This window comes from uncultured Campylobacter sp. (assembly GCF_938017775.1).
Lineage (GTDB): Bacteria > Campylobacterota > Campylobacteria > Campylobacterales > Campylobacteraceae > Campylobacter_B.
Genome location: NZ_CALIIU010000079.1, coordinates 36,848 through 57,717 on the forward strand (window position 1 = coordinate 36,848; position 20,870 = coordinate 57,717).

A 20,870-nucleotide genomic window follows, 5' to 3' on the forward strand; every position below is an offset into this window, starting at 1 on the left:
CGCTCGCGCCTTAATTTAGCTTTCGGACGGGCGCGGGCGCGTCAATTTACGCCGCCACGGGCTCTGCAGTAAAATTTCTCGCCGCGGAAGTCTGCCGAGTAAAATTCGGTTTTGCGGAATTTCAAATTTTACGGCGCAGAATTTTCCATGCGTTCGCGAAATACAAAATTTGCGAAGCTTATTTGAATAGCTAAATTTTGAAATTTAGCTGCGCCGAGATTTACCCATGCGGTACGGAATTCTACCGCTCAAATTTCACGGCACAAAACTCCGCAGCACAAAATTTATCGCTAGAATTCAGCTCTCAATTTAAAATTTCAAAATTCCAAGCCGCGAAATTTTATGCCGAAGAATTTCGCGTTCCAATCGATACGGAGTATCTGCCGCCCGAGCCGTGCATAAAATTCTACGCTTTAAAATTCCAAGCCATAAAATTTTACGTTGCGAAATTTCCCGACAAAATTTTATGTCGCAAAATCCCGCGCCGCGAAATTTAAAAGCGGCTCTTGTTATAAAATTTCGCGAGCTCAATTTACGCTGCCGCAGCGGTATTTGCCCGCTACGAAGGTGATTTTATCGCGGATCTGAGCGATCTGTCTTAGCGCCTCTGCTAAGAAATCCACGTCGCTTTCGTCGTGGATGAACGAGAAGCTAGCCCGCACCCAAGCGGGTTTGCGGGACATTTCGGTATCGGGTTGCAAGCCGAGCAGATCAAAGCCGTATGGCGCAGCACAGTCGCAGCCTGCGCGAGTCTGGATCTCAAATTTCTGCCCGAGCACCCCGGCTAGCGCGTCTGCGCCGAGCCCTTGCATATTAAAAGCAAAGATCGGTACGCGCGGCGCGGTGAGATTACCGTAAATTTCAATCTCGGAGATTTTTGAAATTTCGCTTATGAAGTGCTTGCAAATCGCCTCTTCGCGCGACTTGATCGCCTCTAGCCCCGCGCTTTTGCGAAGCTTTAGAGCAAGATAGGTCCTCACCAGCGCGATGATACCGGGCGTGCCTGCTTCCTCCAAGCGCTCCTTGTCGATTATAAAGCGCTGCGTTAGGGCATCTGCGTATTTGATCGTGCCGCCTCCCGCGAACGTCGGCTCCTCGCCGCGCAAAAGCTCCTTTCGCACCGCCAAAATCCCGCTGGCGCCCACTCCGCCCAAGAGCTTGTGCGCGCCGAAAAACATGCCGTCGCAAAAGCCGAGATCTACGTTTTCGTGCGCGATGAGCGCGCTGGCGTCCACGAACAGCCGCCCGCCGTGCGCTTTTAGCATCAAGTAAGCGCGCTTGTAATCAAGCTTTAGCCCCGTCACGTTCGATGCTGCGGTAAGTACACCGTAAATTTCGCGCCCTTTGTTTGCGGATAAAATTTCGCCCAGCCGCGCAAAGTCCATCAGCCCGCTTGGATCCAGCGGCACGCGTACAACCTCGCAAAGCCCCTGTCTTAGGCTAATTTCAACGGAGTGATGCTCAAAAGGCGAGATAATGAAAAGTGGCAGCTCTTTTATGCTCTCGCGCCGCAAACCGAGCCTATCTCGCGTCGCGGGCGGCAGGTAGATGCCTAAAATTTCCCAAAGCTTCTTAATCGCCGCAGTCGCGCCAAATCCGCACGAGATCAGGTAGTAGCGCTCTTCGCAGCCTAGAAGCTCTTTGATTTTGGCTCTTGCGTTTTCGTAGTAATCGCTCGTGATCTCGGCGTTGGCTCCGCCTGCGGAGTGGACGTTGGCATATGTTGCAAGCACGCGCTCGATCTCCGCTTCTATAGGACAGTACGCGAGTCCCGAGGCGGCGAAATCGAAGTATTTGACCCCCTCTTTTAAGATGATATTTTCTTTGATCGTTTCAAAATCCAAAGCGCAACTCCAAAATTTTTGCAAATTATATCCAAACTCGCTAAAATTACGCCCGCAAGGAGGGCGAAATTTACGAGTTAAAAGACACGGCGCGAAATTTGGGCGATGCTGGTATCGACGCGATTTTGCAGTTTCATTTCGTATTTGACGAGATAGGCTGTATAAGCGGCTACGCGGACGTTTTCGAAGCGATCGAAAATGAAATTTTGCTCTGCTTTGAACATCTCGGCGAGCGCTTTAAATTCGGTGGCGAGTGCGAAGAGCAGGTCAAAAAGGCGCTGATGAAATTCGCTAGAAGCGACCGCAAAAAAATAGGAATTTCAAAAATCTTGCCGCGATTTACGGCGCAAAAAATCACTGCAGACCTCATAAACGCGAAGTTTTTAATCACCGAAAAATCAAGCGAGCAAAGGGCTCAAAAAGAGCGCAAAAACGACCGCCTCCCGCGCGCGCTGCGACGCTACCATATCACGGACAAGGTCCATTTTAGCAGCAACTTTGCGAGGTTTTGGTTTAGATTTATCGAGCCGAACCTGCCCGCGCTGCGCCGCGGCGAGATAGGACGCGTGCTAAGCCTAATCAAAGCGGATTTCAACGCCTACGCGGGGCTCGGGTTTGAAATTTTAAGCAAGGAGCTGCTCGCGAAGTATCTAAATTTAGAGATTTCGCAAATTTCAAGCTTCTGGAACAAAGAGGTTGAGATCGACATCTACGCGAAATTTGAGAGCTTTTGCGTCGCGGGCGAGTGCAAATACAAGGAGCGAAAAATTTCAAAAAACGTGCTAAACGAGCTCATGCTCAAATGCGAAAAAGCGCACCTCGCGCCTGATCTGCTCGCGCTGTTTTCCAAAAGCGGCTTTAGCGGCGAGCTGCATAACCTAAAAAGCGATAAAATTTTACTCTTTTCGCTCGAGGATTTTAAAATTTTGCTTTAAATTGCGCGCTAAAAAAGCCCGATGGTAGCGCAATAATTACAAGCCCAAGCAAATCGCTTGGGCTTGCTTTTAGAAGATGTATCGTTTTAAATTTAGAATTGCCGGGTTACAATCAATATAAAATTTCAGCTCGCGCGGACGACTGCGCTGCGCGCGACTTGCGCTACCGCGAGCAAACTCCCGCTGCTCGCACACAAGCCTCGCGCTATAAATTCCTCAAATTTAGACTATTTTTTCACTTTGATCACGTATGGGACTGATTTGATCACGCCTTTGGAAAATAGAGTCTTAGTATCCGCATACACGGCGTCAAGCTCAGCTTTTGAGACGTCCGCATCGCTTACCTGCACGTCCTTGTTATAGTATTTCTCGATCACGTCGATCGCGCCTTTTTGATCGCTCGGCGAGAGGGCCTTCAGCTGCTTTAAAATCAGCGCCGATTTGATAAACGCGCTCTTGCCGTGCACCGGCGCAAAGATCAATTTTACGTTGCTATTGCGAAGATGCTTCGTGATCCTTTTCATCTCCTCGGCGCAATACGGGCACTCCGGATCGCCCACGATGTAGGTCATATAGGGGTTGTTTTTATCAAACGACTCGATATAGGCAAATCTCGCGGGATCTATGCTCTTTAGCAGCTCAAGCGCGGCGGCGTCCCTGGCGTCCTTTAAAATTTGAGTTCTCGTCTTAAATAGCGCCGCATCTGCCGCATCCGCGAGCTTGGGCTCCTCGGTCACTGCCACTAGACTTTTGCCGTCGTCGCTAGCTAAAAACGCCTCTTTTTTATCGCCCGAGCGGACGATCAGCAAATTTAGCCCGTTTAGCGAGTTTAGTTTGTCGATCGAGATGAGCTGAGCGTTTTTATCATTTAGACTTTGTTTTAGGTTTTTTACGAACTCCGCTTCGTTCGCATTCGCGCCAAGCACAAAAGCTGCACATGCAGCCAAAACGTAGATGAGTTTTTTCATAGCTTCCCTCCCCTTAAAATTTCGCCAATTATATCAATTTAAAATAAAATTTGTTATAATCGCGCCTCATTAATTTAAGGAGAAATTTATGGCTTATTCAATGGGCGATCTAAAAAAAGGTCTAAAAATCGAGGTGGACGGAATTCCGTTTAAAATCATAGAATACCAACACGTAAAACCGGGAAAAGGACCTGCTTTCGTGCGCGTTAAAATAAAATCTTTTATAGATGGCAAGGTGCTTGAAAAGACCTTTCACGCCGGCGATAAATGCGAGGCGCCGAATCTCGAAGAAAAAGAGATGCAGTATCTCTACGACGACGGCGAGGCGTGTCAGTTCATGGATACGGCTAGCTACGAGCAAATCGCGATCAGCGACGAGGATGTGGGCGAGGCGAAAAAATGGATGCTAGATGGCATGATGGTAAATATAATGTTTTACAACGGCAAAGCGATCGGCGTGGATGTGCCGCAGGTGGTGGAGCTTAAGATCGTAGAAACTGCGCCGAATTTCCGCGGCGATACGCAGGGCAGCAACAAAAAGCCCGCCACGCTTGAGACCGGCGCCGTGGTACAGATACCATTTCACGTACTCGAAGGCGAGGTCATCCGCGTTGACACCGTCCGCGGCGAGTATATCGAGCGCGCAAATAAATAATCCCCCCTGTTTTTGCGAAATTTTGATTTCGCAAAAATTCCTCTTTCTTTTAAAATTTATAAACTCCGAGCGATAAAAATTTAAACCGCGATCGTCGCGTAAATTTTAATTAAAATGACTTTTTGGATTCGCCGAAATGCGAGATCATTTAATCTAAATTTTGCGTAGCGCTGATTTGGCAAATTTAGGATGATTTTACGATTAAATTTACGGATATGAAATTTGAGTATAAAAAACGCCCGAAAGCAAATCTTGCGACCCGCTTTCGGGCTTTGAGCTAGGCTGCAACTTTAATTAGATTTAAAATTTCACCTTCACTTGGGAAACGAGGCTTAGCAAAATCTTTATTGAAGAAAAGCTTTCTGCCGTCAACTTCTACTAGAAAGTCTCCGCTGCCACCAGGGACCAACTCGACAACTGCATCCTTATAGACGCCTGTTATTTCATCTCTCACACGGAGAGCTTGCGGTCTATAAGATCAAGAATTACAATAAGTAATTACAACCTTCATCTTTATTCCTTTCTAAAAAAGTGCCACATTCTAGCAGAACTAGCTTAAATTTTAATATAAAGGCTAAAATTTCGCGCGCCTCAGCATTTAAAATTTACGAGCGAAATTTCGACGTTTGCAAAGCTTGGAATCTCGCTGCTGCGGGCTCAAGACTAGTCCTCAAATTTTAAAATTTCATCGTAGCAGAGATAAAAATCGCAGCCCTGCGCGTGGAATTTCTTATCGCCGTGAAAGTGTCCGAAATACCACCGCTCAGGTCTTACGAGCTCAAAGATCCTCTCTAAATACTCAGACGTTTTATCGGGAGTACTTTTGCCACACCAGAGGTATTCTTTTAAAAATTTCATCGCAAACCTCGGCGCCGTGTGGCTCAGCACCGCATCTATTCGCCCGCCCGCGGCGATAAAATCACGCGCATTTTGCACCGCATAGCTAAACTCCTCCTCGCTCGGAATCTCGCGCGCCCACCAGCTAAGCCCCGGTATCCGATGCGCCTTATCGACGCTAAGCGCGCCGCCAAAGCACAAAAAATGTCGCCCTGCAATCTCGTAAATTTCGCCGCGCCGTAGCCAAAAAATATTTTCGCCGCCCACGCCTACGCTGCCGCCGAATTTCCGCTCGCGCGGCAGTTCGTCCAACATATCGAAATTTTCGTGGTTGCCGTCGATAAAAAGAAGCGTGGCGGGGAGGTATCTTTCTATGTTTTTACGCACCATAAACTCATCTATCCGCTCGCTCCAAAACAGCCCAAAATCCCCGAGCACGATGACGAAATCATCGGCGCTAAGCCCGCCTGCAAAGGCCTTGTTCGTTATTTTGCTGATCTCGTTTATTCCGTGCGTATCTCCGCAAAGATATATCATATTCCTCTCCTTTAATCTGGCTCGCCGCGCTTTGTCGCAGACCGTGCAAATGGAATTTTAAGCGCTAAATTTTACGCAGCGCACACTGCACAGACCTTTCGCCCCTAGCCGTAACCACATAAATTTAATCCAAATTAAAAGCGTAAATTTGGGCGACGTATTTTAAAAGCACAGGCATCAAGCCTATCGACGCGTAAATTTAAAGCCGCAGCTTCTGATTTAAATTTCGCGGCGCAGATCTAAGCGGCGAAATCCAAATAGGCGCAGCTTTGCTTACTGCCGCTAAATTTTAAATTTAGCGACCAACTTTGTAAATTTTACGGCGAGCCGCCTAAATTTAAAGATTAAATTTAAAGCCTGCCGCGCAATTTCGTCGCTAGCGCTGCGCCGATTTTTTCGTAGCCCTCTTTTTGCAAGTGGATTTCGTCAGGGCGGATCAGCCCGCGCTCGCGCCAGCCGCGCCAGCCGCCATCCTCGTCCATAAGACCGGCTATGTCGTAAAACATTGCCCCTTCGTCTCGCGCTAGATGCGCTAGCACCTCCGCAGCGCGTGAGGCGTTTGGCACTTTAGGGCTTCGCGGCGGCGCTACGAGCAAGATTTTTGCACCGGGAGCTGCGGAGTGGACGGAGCGAAGCAGCCCACGGACGCTTTGGTAGAATTTTTGCTCGTCAAATTTCGGATCCATCGCGTCGTTTGTGCCATAAGCGATGACTACGAGATCGTATCTAAGTCCCGAAAAATCCCTACCAAAGGCATCTGCACCCCATTTTTCGTAGAGGTTGCTAAACGCGCCGTTGCTCGCACAAGAGTCTGCAAAGCGCGCGTTTTTGCGGTAAATTTTATATCCTCCAAGCTCTGCTCCATCACGCAGCGATCGAATTTCGATCGGAAATCTAAGTCGCAGCTTAGAATACTCCCATTTCTGCGGCACTTCTTGCGAAATATACGCGCTTAGCCCACTTGCGTCGCGCACGCGAAAAATCTCGCCGCTCTGATCCGATTTATGCAAAATTTCGACGTAAAAATCGCCGCTAAGCTGCTTTAGCTCCAGTCGCACATTAGCGCCCTTTTTGCCGGTAGCGATCACTCCGCATAGTGGGAAATCGGGGTCTTGCTCGGTGCGGGATGAGATTACATTAAAGCCGCTTTGCTTAAATTCTATATTTTCGCTTTTGTGATATTTAGGCATCATTGCAGGCACGAAGCCGACGCTGTTTTGCACGAAAAAACCATGTCTGAAAGCATCTATCAGCGCGTCGCTTCCTAAATGCGAATCGCCAAAAAATTTCACTCCAAAGCCCGCAGAGCTTTTTGCGTTTGCGGAATTTATGCCGCGAACGCCTGCGTTTGCCGCGCATCCGCCTAATAATGCGGCAAATAAAATCACTATAAATTTACTCAACTTCAATCCTTGATAAAATTTCTTTCGCTACCGCTTCGCAACCCTCTTTGCTCATATGAATGCCGTCGTCTTGGCGCACGCGCACGAGCTTGGAGCCGCTTTGCAGATAGGTTTTATAGACGCCTTTTTCGCACACCAGCGGAGTTGTTTGCATAAAATACCCGCCAAGCGCCATACTGGCGTCGGCATATATTTGATTTAGCAGCTGCGTTTTCTCCTCAAAATCCGGCTTTTGCATACACGGCATCGCTAGCCACAGCACTCCTGCACCGTGCGAGTGCGCCGTATCGTAGATCTCGCGCACCCTTGAGGCGTAAAACTCCCGCCAGCGCGGCGTTTTGATGCCGTAGGTCTTGCCGCCTGCGCGGTACTCCCAGACGTCGTTCGCACCCAGCAGCACGACTACGAGCTTAACGCCGCCATTCTCTCTAAGCGCAGTATCGAGCGTCTTTTGCCAGTCGAAAGATTTCTTGCTCGCAAGCCCCGTCGATTGCTTGCTAAGATCGATCACTCTCAGGCTTCGCTTCGGGAAAAATTTCTTAGCGTTCATCCCCACGTATTGCATCAGACTATCGCCCATAAAAAGTACCTCATCGCCTGCATTTAGACGGATTTTGCCATCGTCGCTAAGCGAAATTTTAGCATCAATCTCCGCGGAGCTTTGCGTCGTTAAATTCTGCTCCAAAGCCTGCGGAACAGGAAGTTGAGAATCGGAATTTTCGCCGCTTTGCAAGGTTGCGCTTGCCGTGACGGGATTTTGCGGCACAGAGGAGCTGCGCGGCATAGAGCTTGTTGTAGTCTGGCTTTGTGGCACGGAATTTTGCGAAGTAGAATTTTGAGGAGCGGAATTTTGTGCGTAAGGCTCTTGCGCAGAATCGCGCGTCTTTAAATGATGCGCAGAATTATTTAAGGCAGAATTCTTCGCGGCATGGGCTTGCGGCTTGCTACCTTGCGGCTTAACGCTTTGCGAAGTCTCGTGATCTCGCGCCCCCATACTTTGCAAAACTTGATTTTCCGCCATGCGATCTTGCGCAGATTTTTTAAAATTTTCGCTTCCGTCATGCGGACTTGCGTCCTCATCCTTGCTAATATCCTCGCCTTTGATACGCTGCTCAAGCCTATCTGCGACATTTGCAATCTTTTCGTAGATCTCTCCACCTACGCGAAACGGCGAGCGGCGCAGCCATTCTTCTAGCCCAAAGTCATCGTGAAATCGCTGCTCCAAATAATAAAGCAGCGAGCCTTGCATAAAAAATGCCGAGAAAAACAGCGCAAAAAGCAGAGTCGAAACAAACCTAAGCATCTAAAATCCTGCGTAGATGAAATTTGGAATTCCGCTTGGCATCAGTGCGAAAATCAGCGTGAAGATCATGCCGAGCACGAGAGCTTTAGGTAAAAATGGCAGCTCGGCAAAAAGCGCGATCAAAGTATCTTTAAGAGCTGAAATTTTAGGATAAACAAAAATCCCCGCTAAAATCACCGCAAGCACCGCTAGCTCGCTAATATCTCCGAAAGCTCGCGCGCGGGTAAAAGCGCTCAAAATCGCCGCCGCATCTGGCAGGGAATTGGCGAAAAAAATCCAAGCGAAACTTACAAAAATATAGGTGCAAAATAGCGCCAAATGCGGATTTAGCGGCTTTACGCCCACTTTAGCAAGACATTTTAAAAACACAAGCGCCACTCCGTGCAAAAGCCCCCAAATCAAAAAATTTAATCCCGCGCCGTGCCATATGCCCGAGAGCGCAAACGCGATTAGCAAATTTACGCAGGTGCGCGCAAAGCCATTGCGCGAGCCGCCGAGCGGGATATAAATATAATCGCGTATAAACGTGGATAAGCTGATATGCCAGCGATCCCAAAACTCACCTAAATTCTTAGCCGCGTAGGGCATATTAAAATTCTGAGGCAGCTTAAAGCCCATCGCAAGTCCAAGCGCACGCGCCATATCGATAAAACCGCTAAAATTCGTATAAAGCACCACGCCATAAAGCAGCAGTGCGGCTAGAATTTGCGCCGCGGAGGACTCAGGCTCGTCGCCGTAAACGCCCGAAATCACATCGCTATAATACGCGCCCAAATAGCCGCTAATAAGCAGCAGCTTAACTAAGGCAAAAATTATAAGCACATAAATTTCATCGGCATTGCCAAAGTGCTTGAAGCGATCAAACTGCGGCAGTACCGGCTCTACGCCCTTGGCAGCGCTAGCGCGCCCGATAGGACCCATCACGACGCTAGGGAAAAACGCTAAAAAGCACGCCAAGCTCAAAAAGCCCTGCTCGCCGCATTCGCGTCTATAAACCGAGACGAAATAGGTGATCGACATGAAAACATAATATGAAATTCCAAGCGGAAACGCCACGCTATCAACGGCACCTAGGTGCAGCGCAGCAAGCGCAGCATTGAAAAACTCCCTGACGTAGCCGTAATATTTAAAAAACGCAAGAAAAAATAAGCCGCCAGCAACTGCCGCAAGCATCACTGCGCGCGCCTTCGCAGTTGGTAACGGAATCTGCTTCGCTAACCCCGCTTTTTGCACCTGCTTTGCTATGCCAGCTTGTTTTGTTGCGCTCATCTGCTTGGCTGCCGCTTTACGCGAGAGCTTTTTCTTATACGAAGACTGCTTTGCGGGCGGTATGGCTTTTGCGACTACGCGATTAGCGCGAGCGATACACGCACCTGCAAAATACACGAATATGCTATAGGCCGCAAGTACTAGCGCAAAGCGCGGATTTACGGAGCACATAAAGCCATAGCTTGCCAGCAGGATCAGAATTTTTTGCGCAAAAATATGATTTTTGAGCGTCCAATAAACGATTAAAAACGCTAAAAAAGCAAGGACAAACTCGGGCGAAAAAAATGTCATTCAATCTTTCCAATTTAAATTTTTAAAGCTCTTGCGGCTTTTAGACGCTTGCGGCGTGAGATTTATATGAAGCGAAAAAGCTTTTTTAAATCGCTTACAGCGCGATATTTTATGCGCAGGTGCGGCATTGCGCCGCTAAACGCTCTAATAAATCTAGCGTCCAAATCCTTCTTAGATTCACGGACAGCTTGCAGCAAGCCCTTGCCACGTGAGCAAAATTCCGCCACAATGGCAAAATTTGAAACGCAAATGAGAGCTCTACACACGAATAAAATTTTTAAACGCGCTGAGCGGTTTGCCATCAAATTCTTATAAAACCTCGCAAACGCAGTCTCACAAGTTCTACCCGCATGATTTCAAAATAAGCGCTTTTTGGAATCATGCCATATAAATTAGGCGCGCGATGCCGTTAAAATCTTATGAAATAAGATGAGCCGCACTTCATCACAACTATGAGGGCTAAAATTCTACAAAGCAAAATTTTAAAAGCCAAAAATTTTGCAGCGATAATAAAATTCCGCCCGTTAAAATCTATCGCGCGAAATTACTAAGTAGAATCTCACTTTAAGGCGCAATAGAAACCATCTAAAAGCTGTGCCTTATGAGCCAAAATCATGGCTTTAAATTTTTACTGCAAATTGCAAACTTACGCTACCATAAAGTCCCTTTTAATTTTGTGGCAGCGTAAATGCGCCTTGCGCCAGCCTCGCTCTTTCACGCAAAACGCAAGTAAAATCAATAAGCTTCGCATCGTAAAATTTTGGCTCTAGACTTGGTTTTAGCGCAGTGTAAATTCGAGCTCGTTAGGCAAAATTAGCCGTAAATTTCAATACGGCTACATAGATTTGAGTTTGAGCCGAAATTTAACCTAGCAGAGCCGAATCTTGCTTCGCAATCCAGCCATTCTAACGAGATAATGTAAATTTTAATTTGCAATTTAAAATTTCTAGCGCAACGATACCGGCTTTGGCTCGCGCTTTGAAATTCTAATTTAGCGGCGCGAACAGTTCATAAAGCGGCGCGTAAAATTACAAATTTCAGCGTTTTTTATTCGGCTGGCTAGGTTTGTGTGCGCAAGAACTGATTTGCGAAAATTTTAAAATTTTATCGCTTGCCCCAGCCCGCCTTCAGGGCAATCGCGATAAAATTTACGCTCCGCACCTCAAGCAAGCGAGCAGTTGCGATGAAATTCCAAGCTAGTAGTCGAGATGAAATTTTACGTCGCATTTTAAAAAGATCCCGCGCATGCCTAACTGAGAAATCCGTAAATCTCGCGCAAAATTTCACATCGCCGTATTACTTAGCAGCTATCAAATATGCTTGCCAAGCAGACGTGGTGAAATTTCATACTACCTTTTAATACTCGCTCGAAGTAAAATTTCGCGCAGCTGTTTTGGCGGTCCATACTCGAATAAACGCTCTATATAATTCTATCGCAAAACGGCTGCCTGGCGGAATTTTACCCGGCAGCAAAGTCTTTTATGCGCGAAATTTACGCCTCTGCGCGGATGATCCTAACCGCTTCGACCATATTTTTTAAGCTAGGGCGAACTTCTTCCCATTTGCGGGTTTTTAGACCACAGTCCGGGTTGATCCACAGCTGCTCTTTCGGGAGCACCTCAAGCAGCGCGCGGATCTGGCTTACGAGCTCCTGTACGCTAGGAATTCGCGGACTGTGGATATCGTAAACACCTGGACCGACCTCTTGTTTATAACCGACCGATTTGAAAACTCGAAGTAGCTCGTTGCCACTGCGAGCGGTCTCGATGCTGATGACGTCAGCATCCATCGCCTCTATCGTTTTGATTATATCGTTAAACTCTGAATAGCACATATGCGTATGAATCTGCGTATGAGCGCTTGCGGCACTGACGGCGAGTTTAAAGGCACTAACGGCAAATTTTTCGTATGCAGGGATGTTTTCGGATCTAAGCGGATAGCCCTCTTTAAACGCAGCTTCGTCCACCTGAACGATCTTGATACCCGCGTCTTGCAGATCCGAAATTTCATCAAAAATCGCAAGTGCGAGCTGTTTTACTATCTGATCGCGAGGCTTATCGTCGCGCACGAAGCTCCAGTTCATCATCGTAACAGGTCCCGTTAGCATACCTTTCATAATCTTTTTAGTGCGGCTTTGGGCGTATTTGATCCACTCTACGGTCATCGGTTTTGGGCGGCTAACGTCGCCGAAAAGTAGTGGCGGCTTCACGCAGCGGCTGCCGTAGCTCTGCACCCAGCCGTTAGCGCTAAATGCGTATCCGCTCATCTGCTCGCCGAAATACTCGACCATATCGTTGCGCTCTGGCTCGCCGTGAACCAGTACGTCTAGGCCGATCTCATCTTGAAATTTAACGCAGTCGTCGATGTAGGCTTTGATGTCACGCTCGTAGGCTTCGCGGTTGATTAAGCCCTTTTTATAGGCATTTCGGACTTGTCGAAGCTCAGCAGTCTGCGGGAAGGAGCCAATCGTAGTGGTAGGTAAAATTCCATATCCAAGCTCTTTTTTCTGCACCTTGATGCGATCCTCGTAGCGATCGGCGCGCTCGAATTTATTTAAATTTGCGGCGCGGCTTTGCACTCGCTCGTCGTGAATTAGAGGCGAGCTAGCGCGGGTTTTAGCGGATTTTTGATTTTCTTCGTAAGCTTTCATGCCGTGCTCGCACATCGGAATTTCAAAGAAAAGATGGGTTAAAATCGAAATTTCGCTTAGCTTTTCGACAGCGAAGCTTAACCAGGATTTAACCTCGGCGCTTAGCTTGTCCTCGTATTTTAGCGTAAAAGGCACGTGCAAAAGCGAGCAGGAGGTACCCACGTAGATGCGCTCTTTAGGCACGTAGGCCTCGATAGCTTTGAGCTGAGCTAGCTTTTTGTCGATGTCGCTCTTCCAGATATTGCGCCCGTCGATCACGCCCGCAAAGAGCACGGTCTTAGCGTCTTTTAAGGCTTGAAGCTCTTTTTTGATATTCTCTTCGCTTGCGTAAACAAAATCAAGCCCGATCGCCCATACATCGGTTTTTACAATCTCTTTAACAGCCTCGGTCGCATGCTCAAAATAGGTCATAAAGATGATTTTTACGTTGCTTGCGACCTTGCTTAGGCGCTGATAAACGGGCACGATCTTCGGCGCTAGCTCAGCCGCGCGATCCGTCACGAAAATCGGCTCGTCGATCTGAACCACGACCTCGCTATCAAGCTCGCTAAGAAGCTTTAGCAGCTCCTCATATTTCGCGGCAAGAGCGCCCAGGTGCGCGAGCGGATCGCTTTTGTCGCTTGATTTGCTAAGCGCAAGATATGTGATAGGTCCAATTAAATTTATCTTTAACGCGCAGGAATCCTTAAAATCGTTATTCTTCGCAGCCCTATACTCGCTTAAAATTTTACTAGGATTTAGGCTAAATTCCGTATACGCCGAGATCTCAGGCACGATATAGTGGTAGTTTGTGTTAAACCACTTCGTCATCTCCATCGCGACTGCGTCTTTGCTGCCGCGCGCCATCGCAAAATACTGCTCGTGCGCCGAAAGGGCAGCAAAGCGCTGCGGGATAACACCGAAAAGTACGCTGGTATCGAGCATCAGATCATAGTATGAAAAGTCATTTACGCTAATTAGGCCGCTCCAAGCGTCCAGCTGATATTTGATGTGGCGATCTTTTAGCTCTGCGGCGACTCGCTCTAGCGCGTCATAATCGCACTTGCCCGCCCAATAGCTCTCCAAAGCCTTCTTTAACTCGCGCTGCTCTCCGATACGCGGAAAGCCCGTAACGTAACTCTTCATCTCTATCCTTTAAGTAAAATTTTGATATGAAAGTGTTGATTTTATCTAAAATTTCTTTTGACGTCATTAAAATTTTAACCTAATCTCGAAAATGAACGAAATTTCATCCAAAAGCGCAGGGGTGGAATTTCTCGATAAAATCTGAAATGGAATTTTTATCGACGGAATTCCGTAAGTTAAAATTTTAGGATTGAATTTAAAGGCGTTAAATTCATCACAATTTAAACCTCATCGCAAGATTCTACTAAAACTTAGTAAAGCCTTGCGACGAAGCTAGCCTTACCTGACACACCGCAAAGCCACTGAGCATCAAGGCTCTATGAAAGCAGTGCAACGCCTCAAATATGAAAATTCTTAGAATTTATAATTATATCCTGCGTAAACGCCGTATTTTTTACCGTCGTTATCTTCGATATAATCGCCGTCTTTGTACCACGCCTTGCTTGCTTTAAAGCCCATTTCAATCTCGCTATTGGAGCCAAACTCATACGCAGTACCTATCTTGCCGCCCAAAATGAAGCCACCCAGCGTATCGTCCGCTCTAACCCAGCCGCCATTGCTATAGTCTATTTTAACTTCAGTATCTAGCACCGAAAGCCCAGCGTAAGCGCCTAGGACGAGCTTAAATCTACCGAAAAGCTCCGGCGTAAAATCCGCGCCGGCTACGAAATCGTGCGTGCTCCATTTAACCTTTCTTTTCGAATTGGCATTCGAGCTGGAATCCTCGCCCTTAAATCCGTAAAAATACCCGCCGTAAGCTCTAAACGTGCCGAAGTCATATCCGGCTTTAACGCCGATCTGCGGCTGTCCGTCATCAAAACCTGCGGCTTGGTTTTTGAAATTGTATCCGCCCTCGCCGCCTATGAAAAGCCCCTCCGCCATCGCGCTTACTGCAGCTAAAGAGCTAAGAAGCGCCACTTTTGCAACTAAATTTCTCATCTTTACTCCTTTTAAAAAAGTAACGCAATAGTAGCGAGCTAGAGCGAAACCGCGTGTAAATTTAAGGTAAATGCACTGAGATATGAGCATCAAATGAATTTAAAATTATTAGAACGATTTCTCTTTCTAATATATGACAAATTTTACGCAATACAAAACCGCCTCTTAACTTCGCGAATAATTCTTCTTGACTTTTAGATACGAGGCTCAGGCGTAGAATTTTTAGTTTAACTTCATATATAATTTTAGACTACACTATCTTAGTAGCTTATAAATTCGCGCCGAATTGCTTAGATAAATCGGCTCAAACAAGTCTTTGTCGTAATTTTCTAGCACGAAGAGCTGAATGAAAGTCGATTCAAAGACTTTTTCATCTAAAATCAATATTCTTTCGTAGTCCGGTAAGAATATCACATAAAGATCGGAATTCTTATCTAATTGCTTAGATAATTTAACGAGCTTACCGTTTACCTCGCTCACTTGATAATATGTGTTGATCGGTATCTTTTTGCCGTTATGAATCAGATATTCGGGATCGGCACTAGGTAACATATACTCGCCATTTATGTTAGCACTTTTCCCATCCTCACCGATTTCAATATCATAGCCTATAACAGCCAGTGGATTCCAAAACTCTTTACCAGTCGCTATATCTACAGTAGAAAATTTTAAAATATTGGGCAATATATCTATCATGTGCGGTACGAAATAATAATATATATCCCTAGTTTTCCGTGGAAGCTTGAAATTCTTATCGCTTAAAGAACTTAGGAATTTATTGATATCGGCTTCGCCATAATCTTTTTGAATTTGATATAGATTTAGTTTAAATTTATCTTCCAATTTAGGATCAAATTTTTTACCTTGCAACTTTTGTATATATTCTACGTTAAGCCTTGCCATATTAGCAGAGCTTACCTCATCTTTATTAAAGGAAAACGCACTCATAAAAGTGTATTCTCCTGCCTGTCTACCTCCGGGATCAGCTACTACTTTTACATCTGAGTAATATCTGATTAAATATCCGTAATCCCACCACGATAGTACATAATCCTCCCTGCTAGCTTTATTTTTTAGCTCTGCAAGAGGCGTTATGGAGTCTTTCGTAAGCGTAGGCGCAACTCGGAATTTATAAATAAAATCTATGCTAGGCATTAGCGCTAAACAGGTTAAAATAGCTAACAAAGTACTTCTAAGCCAAGTGCGTATTTCAAAGTAATTCAGCGTGAAATATATAAAATAAGCAAATCCAAGCGCTATCATCGGCGTAGCGTACATTGTAAAGCGAGTTCCACCGAAAAGTGCTAAAACTCCAAGCGCTATCATCGGCAAGGTTAAGATGAACGAACGGAATTTTATCAACAATAGAGCCAGTCCCCCTACTGCACATATGAATATAAATAGATGCCCACTAGATTCAAGCACAAATTTTATGAAATTAGCGTTTTCTACCTCATTAACCGTATTTCTAACGCCGTAGAAGTAGAAAATTTCCTCTTTGCTTACATCCTTTAAGATGTATGCTTTAAGCTGTACTGCTATGGGCGTAAGTCCGCCGAATATGACGAACGTAATTGCGACGATCACGCCCAAAATCCGAAGAGCTTTTTTGCTTTTATGGCTTGGAATTTTAATCATTAAAAAATATAAAAACGCAATTAGTGCGATTTTAAACAATAAAATATAGTTTACGATTATTGTCTCACCTTCGTAATACGCGCCAAATTTTATAACCACTGCGACCATAAGAATAATCGCTTTGTAATTTTCCTCATTGCGTCTATTAAAAATCAAAGTATAGATTAAAAATATCACTATAATCGCCATATTAAAAGAATACGAGCTAGGATACCACCAATCATAAAGCGCCATAAAAACGGTAGGTAAAGCAAAGCTGCTCTGCTCGCCTCGTCCTATGAGCCTAATCAAGGCCCATATCGTTAGCAGCGGCAGAGTAACATTTAACATATCGCTATCAAAATATCCGCCCAAGGTCCTCATATAATATCCCGGCAATATGGTGGCAAGTAGCGCCGCGATGATGCCGGCACCCAGGATCTTATACTCTCTTGCTATCAAAATAATCGGCACGGCCACCAGCGGCGCTAAAAACACGCTCATATAGATCGTAATGCTGTTTAAGCTGACAGGTAAAATTTTGCTAATTAAAAATGCTAGAGTTGGGATCGACGCGCCGTACGGGCTAAGATCGCCCGGCTGGTGAAAGCCCGCTATCATATCGCGCGCGCCCTCGGCATTCGCAAAGGCGTCGTTTGTTGTCATAATGAGCTCGCCGTCAAAGGAAAACTGCTCGATCCCGCTAGCCCAATATATCCAAAAAAACCTACACGCTACGCCGAATATATAAACCAGCGTCATGATCAAAAAAATATCCATGCGTGAGTATTCGCCGTTTGTAATTCTAAATTTTTGCATCTTTTTCCTTAATTCGCCGTTTGAAGTACCGAGCGGCAGGGTTAAAATTTGCCTCTACAAATTTTACTCGCTTTATCGCGCCCGCGTTACGTCTTTAACGACATTGTTTAATTTGCGTTTATTATAGCAGAATTTACCTGATTTACGATGCAAGATGTAGAAATTTATACGACAAATTACTGCGGGGGGGGCGCGAGCAAACCGAAATTTAATCCATTTTACTCGCGCTATAAAGTATCAAAATTTACGCGATTTAATACGCGTCGCACATAAATTTACAGACGGTTTTCGTGCGAAGATTAAGTATAATCGAGCTTAGGCATCTGCCGTCCTTATTACCGCTTAGCAGGCGCACGACATCGCCCTCTTTCCACTGCGTGCTGTCGCCCTCGATCGTTCTGTAATGCGCGCCGTTAATGACAAGCGACTCGCCGCCTTTTAGAGTTTTATCGATCTTCAGGTCGCTTGCGATCTGGCTTAGATCGCCTTTTAGGGCATTTGCGATTAGTTTTTCCTCGGCCTGCTCATGCGTCTTCATCGAGCTTTTAGCAAAGTCCGGCACCTGCACAGTTTCGGTCTGAGCCGAAGCAAAAGCGGCTAGCACGCAAGCGGCGTAAATTAGTTTCATATTTTCTCCTCGGTTTTTTCAAAATTGCGGCGATTATAGCAAAGTTTACTTAAAAATTTCAGTCTAAGCCTAGCTAGAGTTTAAATTTAAGAAAGCGCCCGTCTGTTTAAAACAGAGCTGGACTCGATGGCAAATTATAAAATTTCGCCGTAATTTAAAATTTACTTATTGAAATACGCCGCGAGCGCGCTTAGTCAAACAAACAGCGCTATGATCCAAGACATCACTCGCGGCGTACCCGCCCAAAACGCAGCCCTCATATTGCAACATAAGAGCAAGCGAGCATCGAAATTTTTACTGGAAGAATTTACTCGTTATCAAATAGCGCGCCGAGACTTTGCATTACGGCAGCAACGGGCATCCAGACGGGGCTAAACATAGTTAAAACTGCGTCTTGCGTCTCACCGTTTTTACGCACACTTTCCTCGCTCAGCCTGCCGCTATCAATAAATACTACCGCGTTTAAACTTAACGGCTTAGCAAGCGCATATTTTTTTAGGATCCGATCGCGATCTTTTACGCGCGTAGGAACGCCTAAAATTTTGAAGCTAAATTGTAAAATTTCGCGATCTTTAAAGCCCGTAAAATTTGGATGCTTGTAAAGCACAAGCTGATCTGCTAGCGGCAGGCTCTCGCAGTCAAGCCATAGCTCAAAAAGTAGCGCACTTGCGTGAGGTTCATTAAATGCATCCGTAGCGATCGAAATTCTATTTACCTCCACTGCGTGTGGATAGAGCGATTTTAGGTGCTCAAATTCTGCTTTCGCCGCGCGATAATTGCTGCCAAATTCGTAGTCGTAAGCATCACCGATCATTACCGTACGGTTTGCCTCTATTTGGATCGCGCGAATTTGCTCCTTGCCTTCAAGCTCTACGGGCGCGGTTTTACTAGCACAACCCACAACGAGAAATGAAAATGCCATGCTAAAAATCAGCGCTTTTAAAATTCGTTTCATATCTACTCCGATAAAATTTTATGCGATTATAGCTAAATTTAAAGCAGCATTCGACGCACGGTATTGTCCCCGATTGAGACAAATTAAAATTTGAGGACGAGAGCGTATATAAAATACATGACTGAATGAATTTTAATTAGAATTTAAACGTAGCAGAATAAGGCGCAGTATTTTTTGCCTAGCTGAGATGAAATTTGATTTTTAAAAGTAGGCTAGGCAGTTAAACTGCTTAGCTGGATTAAATTTGAATGCGATTAAAGATAGGGCGAAGTATCGTGAGATGAATTTAAATGTTTTCTACGTCGCTATGCTCGTAGCTGAATAGAAGAAGTAAATTTCGTCCCAAGACTCAAGACTAGACATACAATATGTCGTAGAGCGAAAATTTCAAATCTATTTAAATATACCCACCAAAATAAGGCGCAGTATTTTTTCGCTTAGACGAGGCGAAATTTGATTTTTAAGCGGAGCGTATGTATGATACGTGAGCATTAAAAATCAAATTTCAACGAAGTATAAGTAGAAAAAGACAAGCCTAAAAACTAAACTTCATACCTCTCGCCTGGCTTCATTTCGATTATCTCCCACGGCAAGCCCTGCCTGTTTAGCTCATCCATGAAAGGTTTGGCGTCGAAATTTTCCATATTAAAGACGCCTTTTCCACTCCAAATGCCCTTTGCGACCATCATCGAGCCGATCATCGCAGGTACGCCCGTGGTGTAGCTCACCGCCTGCGCGCCCGTCTCGACGTAGCAAGCCTCGTGGTCGCAGACGTTATAGATATAGACTTGACGCTCTTTGCCGTCTTTTAAGCCGCGTATCACGCAGCCGATGTTGGTTTTGCCCTTCGTTCGAGGGCCTAGGCTTGCAGGATCAGGCAGTAGAGTTTTTAGAAACTGGATCGGCACGATCTTTACGCCGTTGTGTTCGACCTCGTCGATGCGTAGCATGCCGACGTTTTCTAGGCATTTCATGTGGGTTAGGTAGCTCTGTCCGAAAGTCATAAAAAAGCGGATTCGCTTCAGCCCTTTGATGTTTTTAACGAGGCTTTCAAGCTCCTCGTGGTAGAGCAGGTAGCTATCTTTGACGCCTACTTTCGGGTAGTCCCATTTGAACATTATTTCCATCGGCTCGGTCTCTTTCCACTCGCCGCGCTCCCAGTAGTGGCCCTTTGCGCTCACTTCGCGCAGGTTGATTTCAGGGTTAAAATTCGTCGCAAACGGATAGCCGTGATCGCCCGCGTTGCAGTCTAGGATGTCGATCTCGCCGATCTCGTCAAAGAGATTTTGCTGTGCGTAGGCGCAAAATACGTTCGTCACGCCCGGATCAAAGCCGCTTCCCAGCAGCGCCATCGTGTTTGCGGCTTTAAACTCGCCGTCCTTCGCCCACTGCAGCTTATACTCAAATTTGGCGGTATCGGGGTGCTCGTAGTTTGCGGTGTCGATGTAGGGGATGCCGGCGCGAGAGCATGCGTCCATGAGGGTTAGGTCCTGATAGGGCAGCGCCACATTTAAAAGCAAATCGGCGCCCGTTTTTTTGATGAGCGCGACCACGGCATCGGTATCGTCCGCGTCGATCTGGGCGGTGTCAATTTGCACGCCTAGGCGGTCTTTTATAAATTTAGCGATCGCGTCGCACTTGCTTTTTGTGCGGCTAGCAAGGGTGATCTTGCTAAAAACGTCCGCGTTCATCGCGCATTTTACGGTCGCGACTTGGCTCACGCCGCCTGCGCCTATGATTAAGATATTTGACATTTGGGCTCCTTTAAATTTTAAATTTTGCTGCAATTTTAGCAAATTTAAGATGAATTTTAAGAGGCTAGGTGTAATTAATCATAAAGTTTGGCTATGGCTAGCACGGCGCACAAACCAGTCATAACAAGAGCGTCGAAAGCGGCACGGCGTTAAAATTTTACGCGGATAGCGGCATGCCGATTGACGGCGGCATGAAATTAAATTTACCGCCTTGCATCGCGCGATAAAATTTTAAGCTTTAAAGGGCTAGTTTAAATTTAACACTCCACAGCGAAGCATGGAAAATTAAAATTTAAAGCTCACTCGCTTCACCGCTAAATTTATCGCGCTTATTTTCTCGG

General features: G+C 46.0%; 16 protein-coding genes. 3 read left to right on the forward strand and 13 right to left on the reverse strand.

What is annotated here, in order from left to right; all coding sequences use genetic code 11:
• Positions 1 to 197 precede the first annotated feature (197 nt).
• A complete protein-coding gene (locus Q0537_RS10040) occupies positions 198 to 497 on the forward strand; it encodes a hypothetical protein (RefSeq protein WP_299227794.1) in 300 nt (99 codons plus the stop codon).
• Between the two features lie 30 nt (positions 498 to 527).
• Here the strand turns inward: Q0537_RS10040 and Q0537_RS10045 are convergent, their stop codons facing one another.
• Positions 528 to 1,844, reverse strand: coding sequence for an aminotransferase class V-fold PLP-dependent enzyme (locus tag Q0537_RS10045; RefSeq protein WP_299227798.1), 1,317 nt, complete (start codon positions 1,842 to 1,844; stop codon positions 528 to 530).
• A 98-nt stretch (positions 1,845 to 1,942) separates the two neighbouring features.
• On the opposite strand from Q0537_RS10045, the gene Q0537_RS10050 reads away from it, so the two are divergent.
• On the forward strand, positions 1,943 to 2,779 hold the full coding sequence (locus Q0537_RS10050) for a DUF234 domain-containing protein (RefSeq protein ID WP_299227801.1): 837 nt from the start codon (positions 1,943 to 1,945) through the stop codon (positions 2,777 to 2,779).
• A gap of 227 nt (positions 2,780 to 3,006) precedes the next feature.
• Here Q0537_RS10050 and Q0537_RS10055 read toward each other — a convergent pair whose 3' ends face one another.
• Positions 3,007 to 3,747, reverse strand: a complete 741-nt coding sequence (locus Q0537_RS10055; protein ID WP_299227804.1) for a hypothetical protein — start codon at positions 3,745 to 3,747, stop codon at positions 3,007 to 3,009.
• A gap of 88 nt (positions 3,748 to 3,835) precedes the next feature.
• Here Q0537_RS10055 and efp point away from each other — a divergent pair, with 88 nt between their 5' ends.
• The gene (efp, locus tag Q0537_RS10060; RefSeq protein ID WP_297924216.1) at positions 3,836 to 4,402 is read left to right on the forward strand and encodes an elongation factor P; all 567 of its coding nucleotides are present in this window, start codon (positions 3,836 to 3,838) and stop codon (positions 4,400 to 4,402) included.
• A 277-nt stretch (positions 4,403 to 4,679) separates the two neighbouring features.
• On the opposite strand, the gene Q0537_RS10065 is transcribed toward efp, so the two are convergent.
• From Q0537_RS10065 to Q0537_RS10115, 11 genes are all read right to left on the reverse strand, one after another.
• On the reverse strand, positions 4,680 to 4,913 hold the full coding sequence (locus tag Q0537_RS10065) for a SelT/SelW/SelH family (seleno)protein (protein ID WP_255349569.1): 234 nt from the start codon (positions 4,911 to 4,913) through the stop codon (positions 4,680 to 4,682).
• Positions 4,914 to 5,065: 152 nt separating this feature from the next.
• Positions 5,066 to 5,776, reverse strand: a complete 711-nt coding sequence (locus tag Q0537_RS10070) for a metallophosphoesterase (protein ID WP_299227808.1) — start codon at positions 5,774 to 5,776, stop codon at positions 5,066 to 5,068.
• A gap of 350 nt (positions 5,777 to 6,126) precedes the next feature.
• The gene (locus tag Q0537_RS10075; protein WP_299227811.1) at positions 6,127 to 7,179 is read right to left on the reverse strand and encodes a GDSL-type esterase/lipase family protein; all 1,053 of its coding nucleotides are present in this window, start codon (positions 7,177 to 7,179) and stop codon (positions 6,127 to 6,129) included.
• A complete protein-coding gene (locus Q0537_RS10080) occupies positions 7,172 to 8,482 on the reverse strand; it encodes a DUF459 domain-containing protein (protein ID WP_299227814.1) in 1,311 nt (436 codons plus the stop codon). Before Q0537_RS10080 ends, Q0537_RS10075 begins: the two co-directional genes overlap by 8 nt.
• The gene (locus Q0537_RS10085) at positions 8,483 to 10,042 is read right to left on the reverse strand and encodes an MBOAT family O-acyltransferase (protein WP_299227817.1); all 1,560 of its coding nucleotides are present in this window, start codon (positions 10,040 to 10,042) and stop codon (positions 8,483 to 8,485) included.
• Between the two features lie 1,492 nt (positions 10,043 to 11,534).
• The gene (gene metE, locus Q0537_RS10090; RefSeq protein WP_299227819.1) at positions 11,535 to 13,817 is read right to left on the reverse strand and encodes a 5-methyltetrahydropteroyltriglutamate--homocysteine S-methyltransferase; all 2,283 of its coding nucleotides are present in this window, start codon (positions 13,815 to 13,817) and stop codon (positions 11,535 to 11,537) included.
• 354 nt (positions 13,818 to 14,171) lie between these two features.
• Positions 14,172 to 14,756: a hypothetical protein gene (locus tag Q0537_RS10095; protein ID WP_297881510.1), complete on the reverse strand. Its 585-nt coding sequence runs from the start codon at positions 14,754 to 14,756 to the stop codon at positions 14,172 to 14,174.
• Between the two features lie 255 nt (positions 14,757 to 15,011).
• A complete protein-coding gene (locus tag Q0537_RS10100) occupies positions 15,012 to 17,192 on the reverse strand; it encodes an STT3 domain-containing protein (protein ID WP_299227822.1) in 2,181 nt (726 codons plus the stop codon).
• A 253-nt stretch (positions 17,193 to 17,445) separates the two neighbouring features.
• On the reverse strand, positions 17,446 to 17,820 hold the full coding sequence (locus Q0537_RS10105; protein ID WP_299227825.1) for a hypothetical protein: 375 nt from the start codon (positions 17,818 to 17,820) through the stop codon (positions 17,446 to 17,448).
• A gap of 307 nt (positions 17,821 to 18,127) precedes the next feature.
• Positions 18,128 to 18,775, reverse strand: a complete 648-nt coding sequence (locus tag Q0537_RS10110) for a hypothetical protein (protein ID WP_299227828.1) — start codon at positions 18,773 to 18,775, stop codon at positions 18,128 to 18,130.
• Between the two features lie 542 nt (positions 18,776 to 19,317).
• A complete protein-coding gene (locus tag Q0537_RS10115) occupies positions 19,318 to 20,529 on the reverse strand; it encodes a saccharopine dehydrogenase family protein (protein WP_299227830.1) in 1,212 nt (403 codons plus the stop codon).
• Between the last annotated feature and the right edge of the window lie 341 nt (positions 20,530 to 20,870).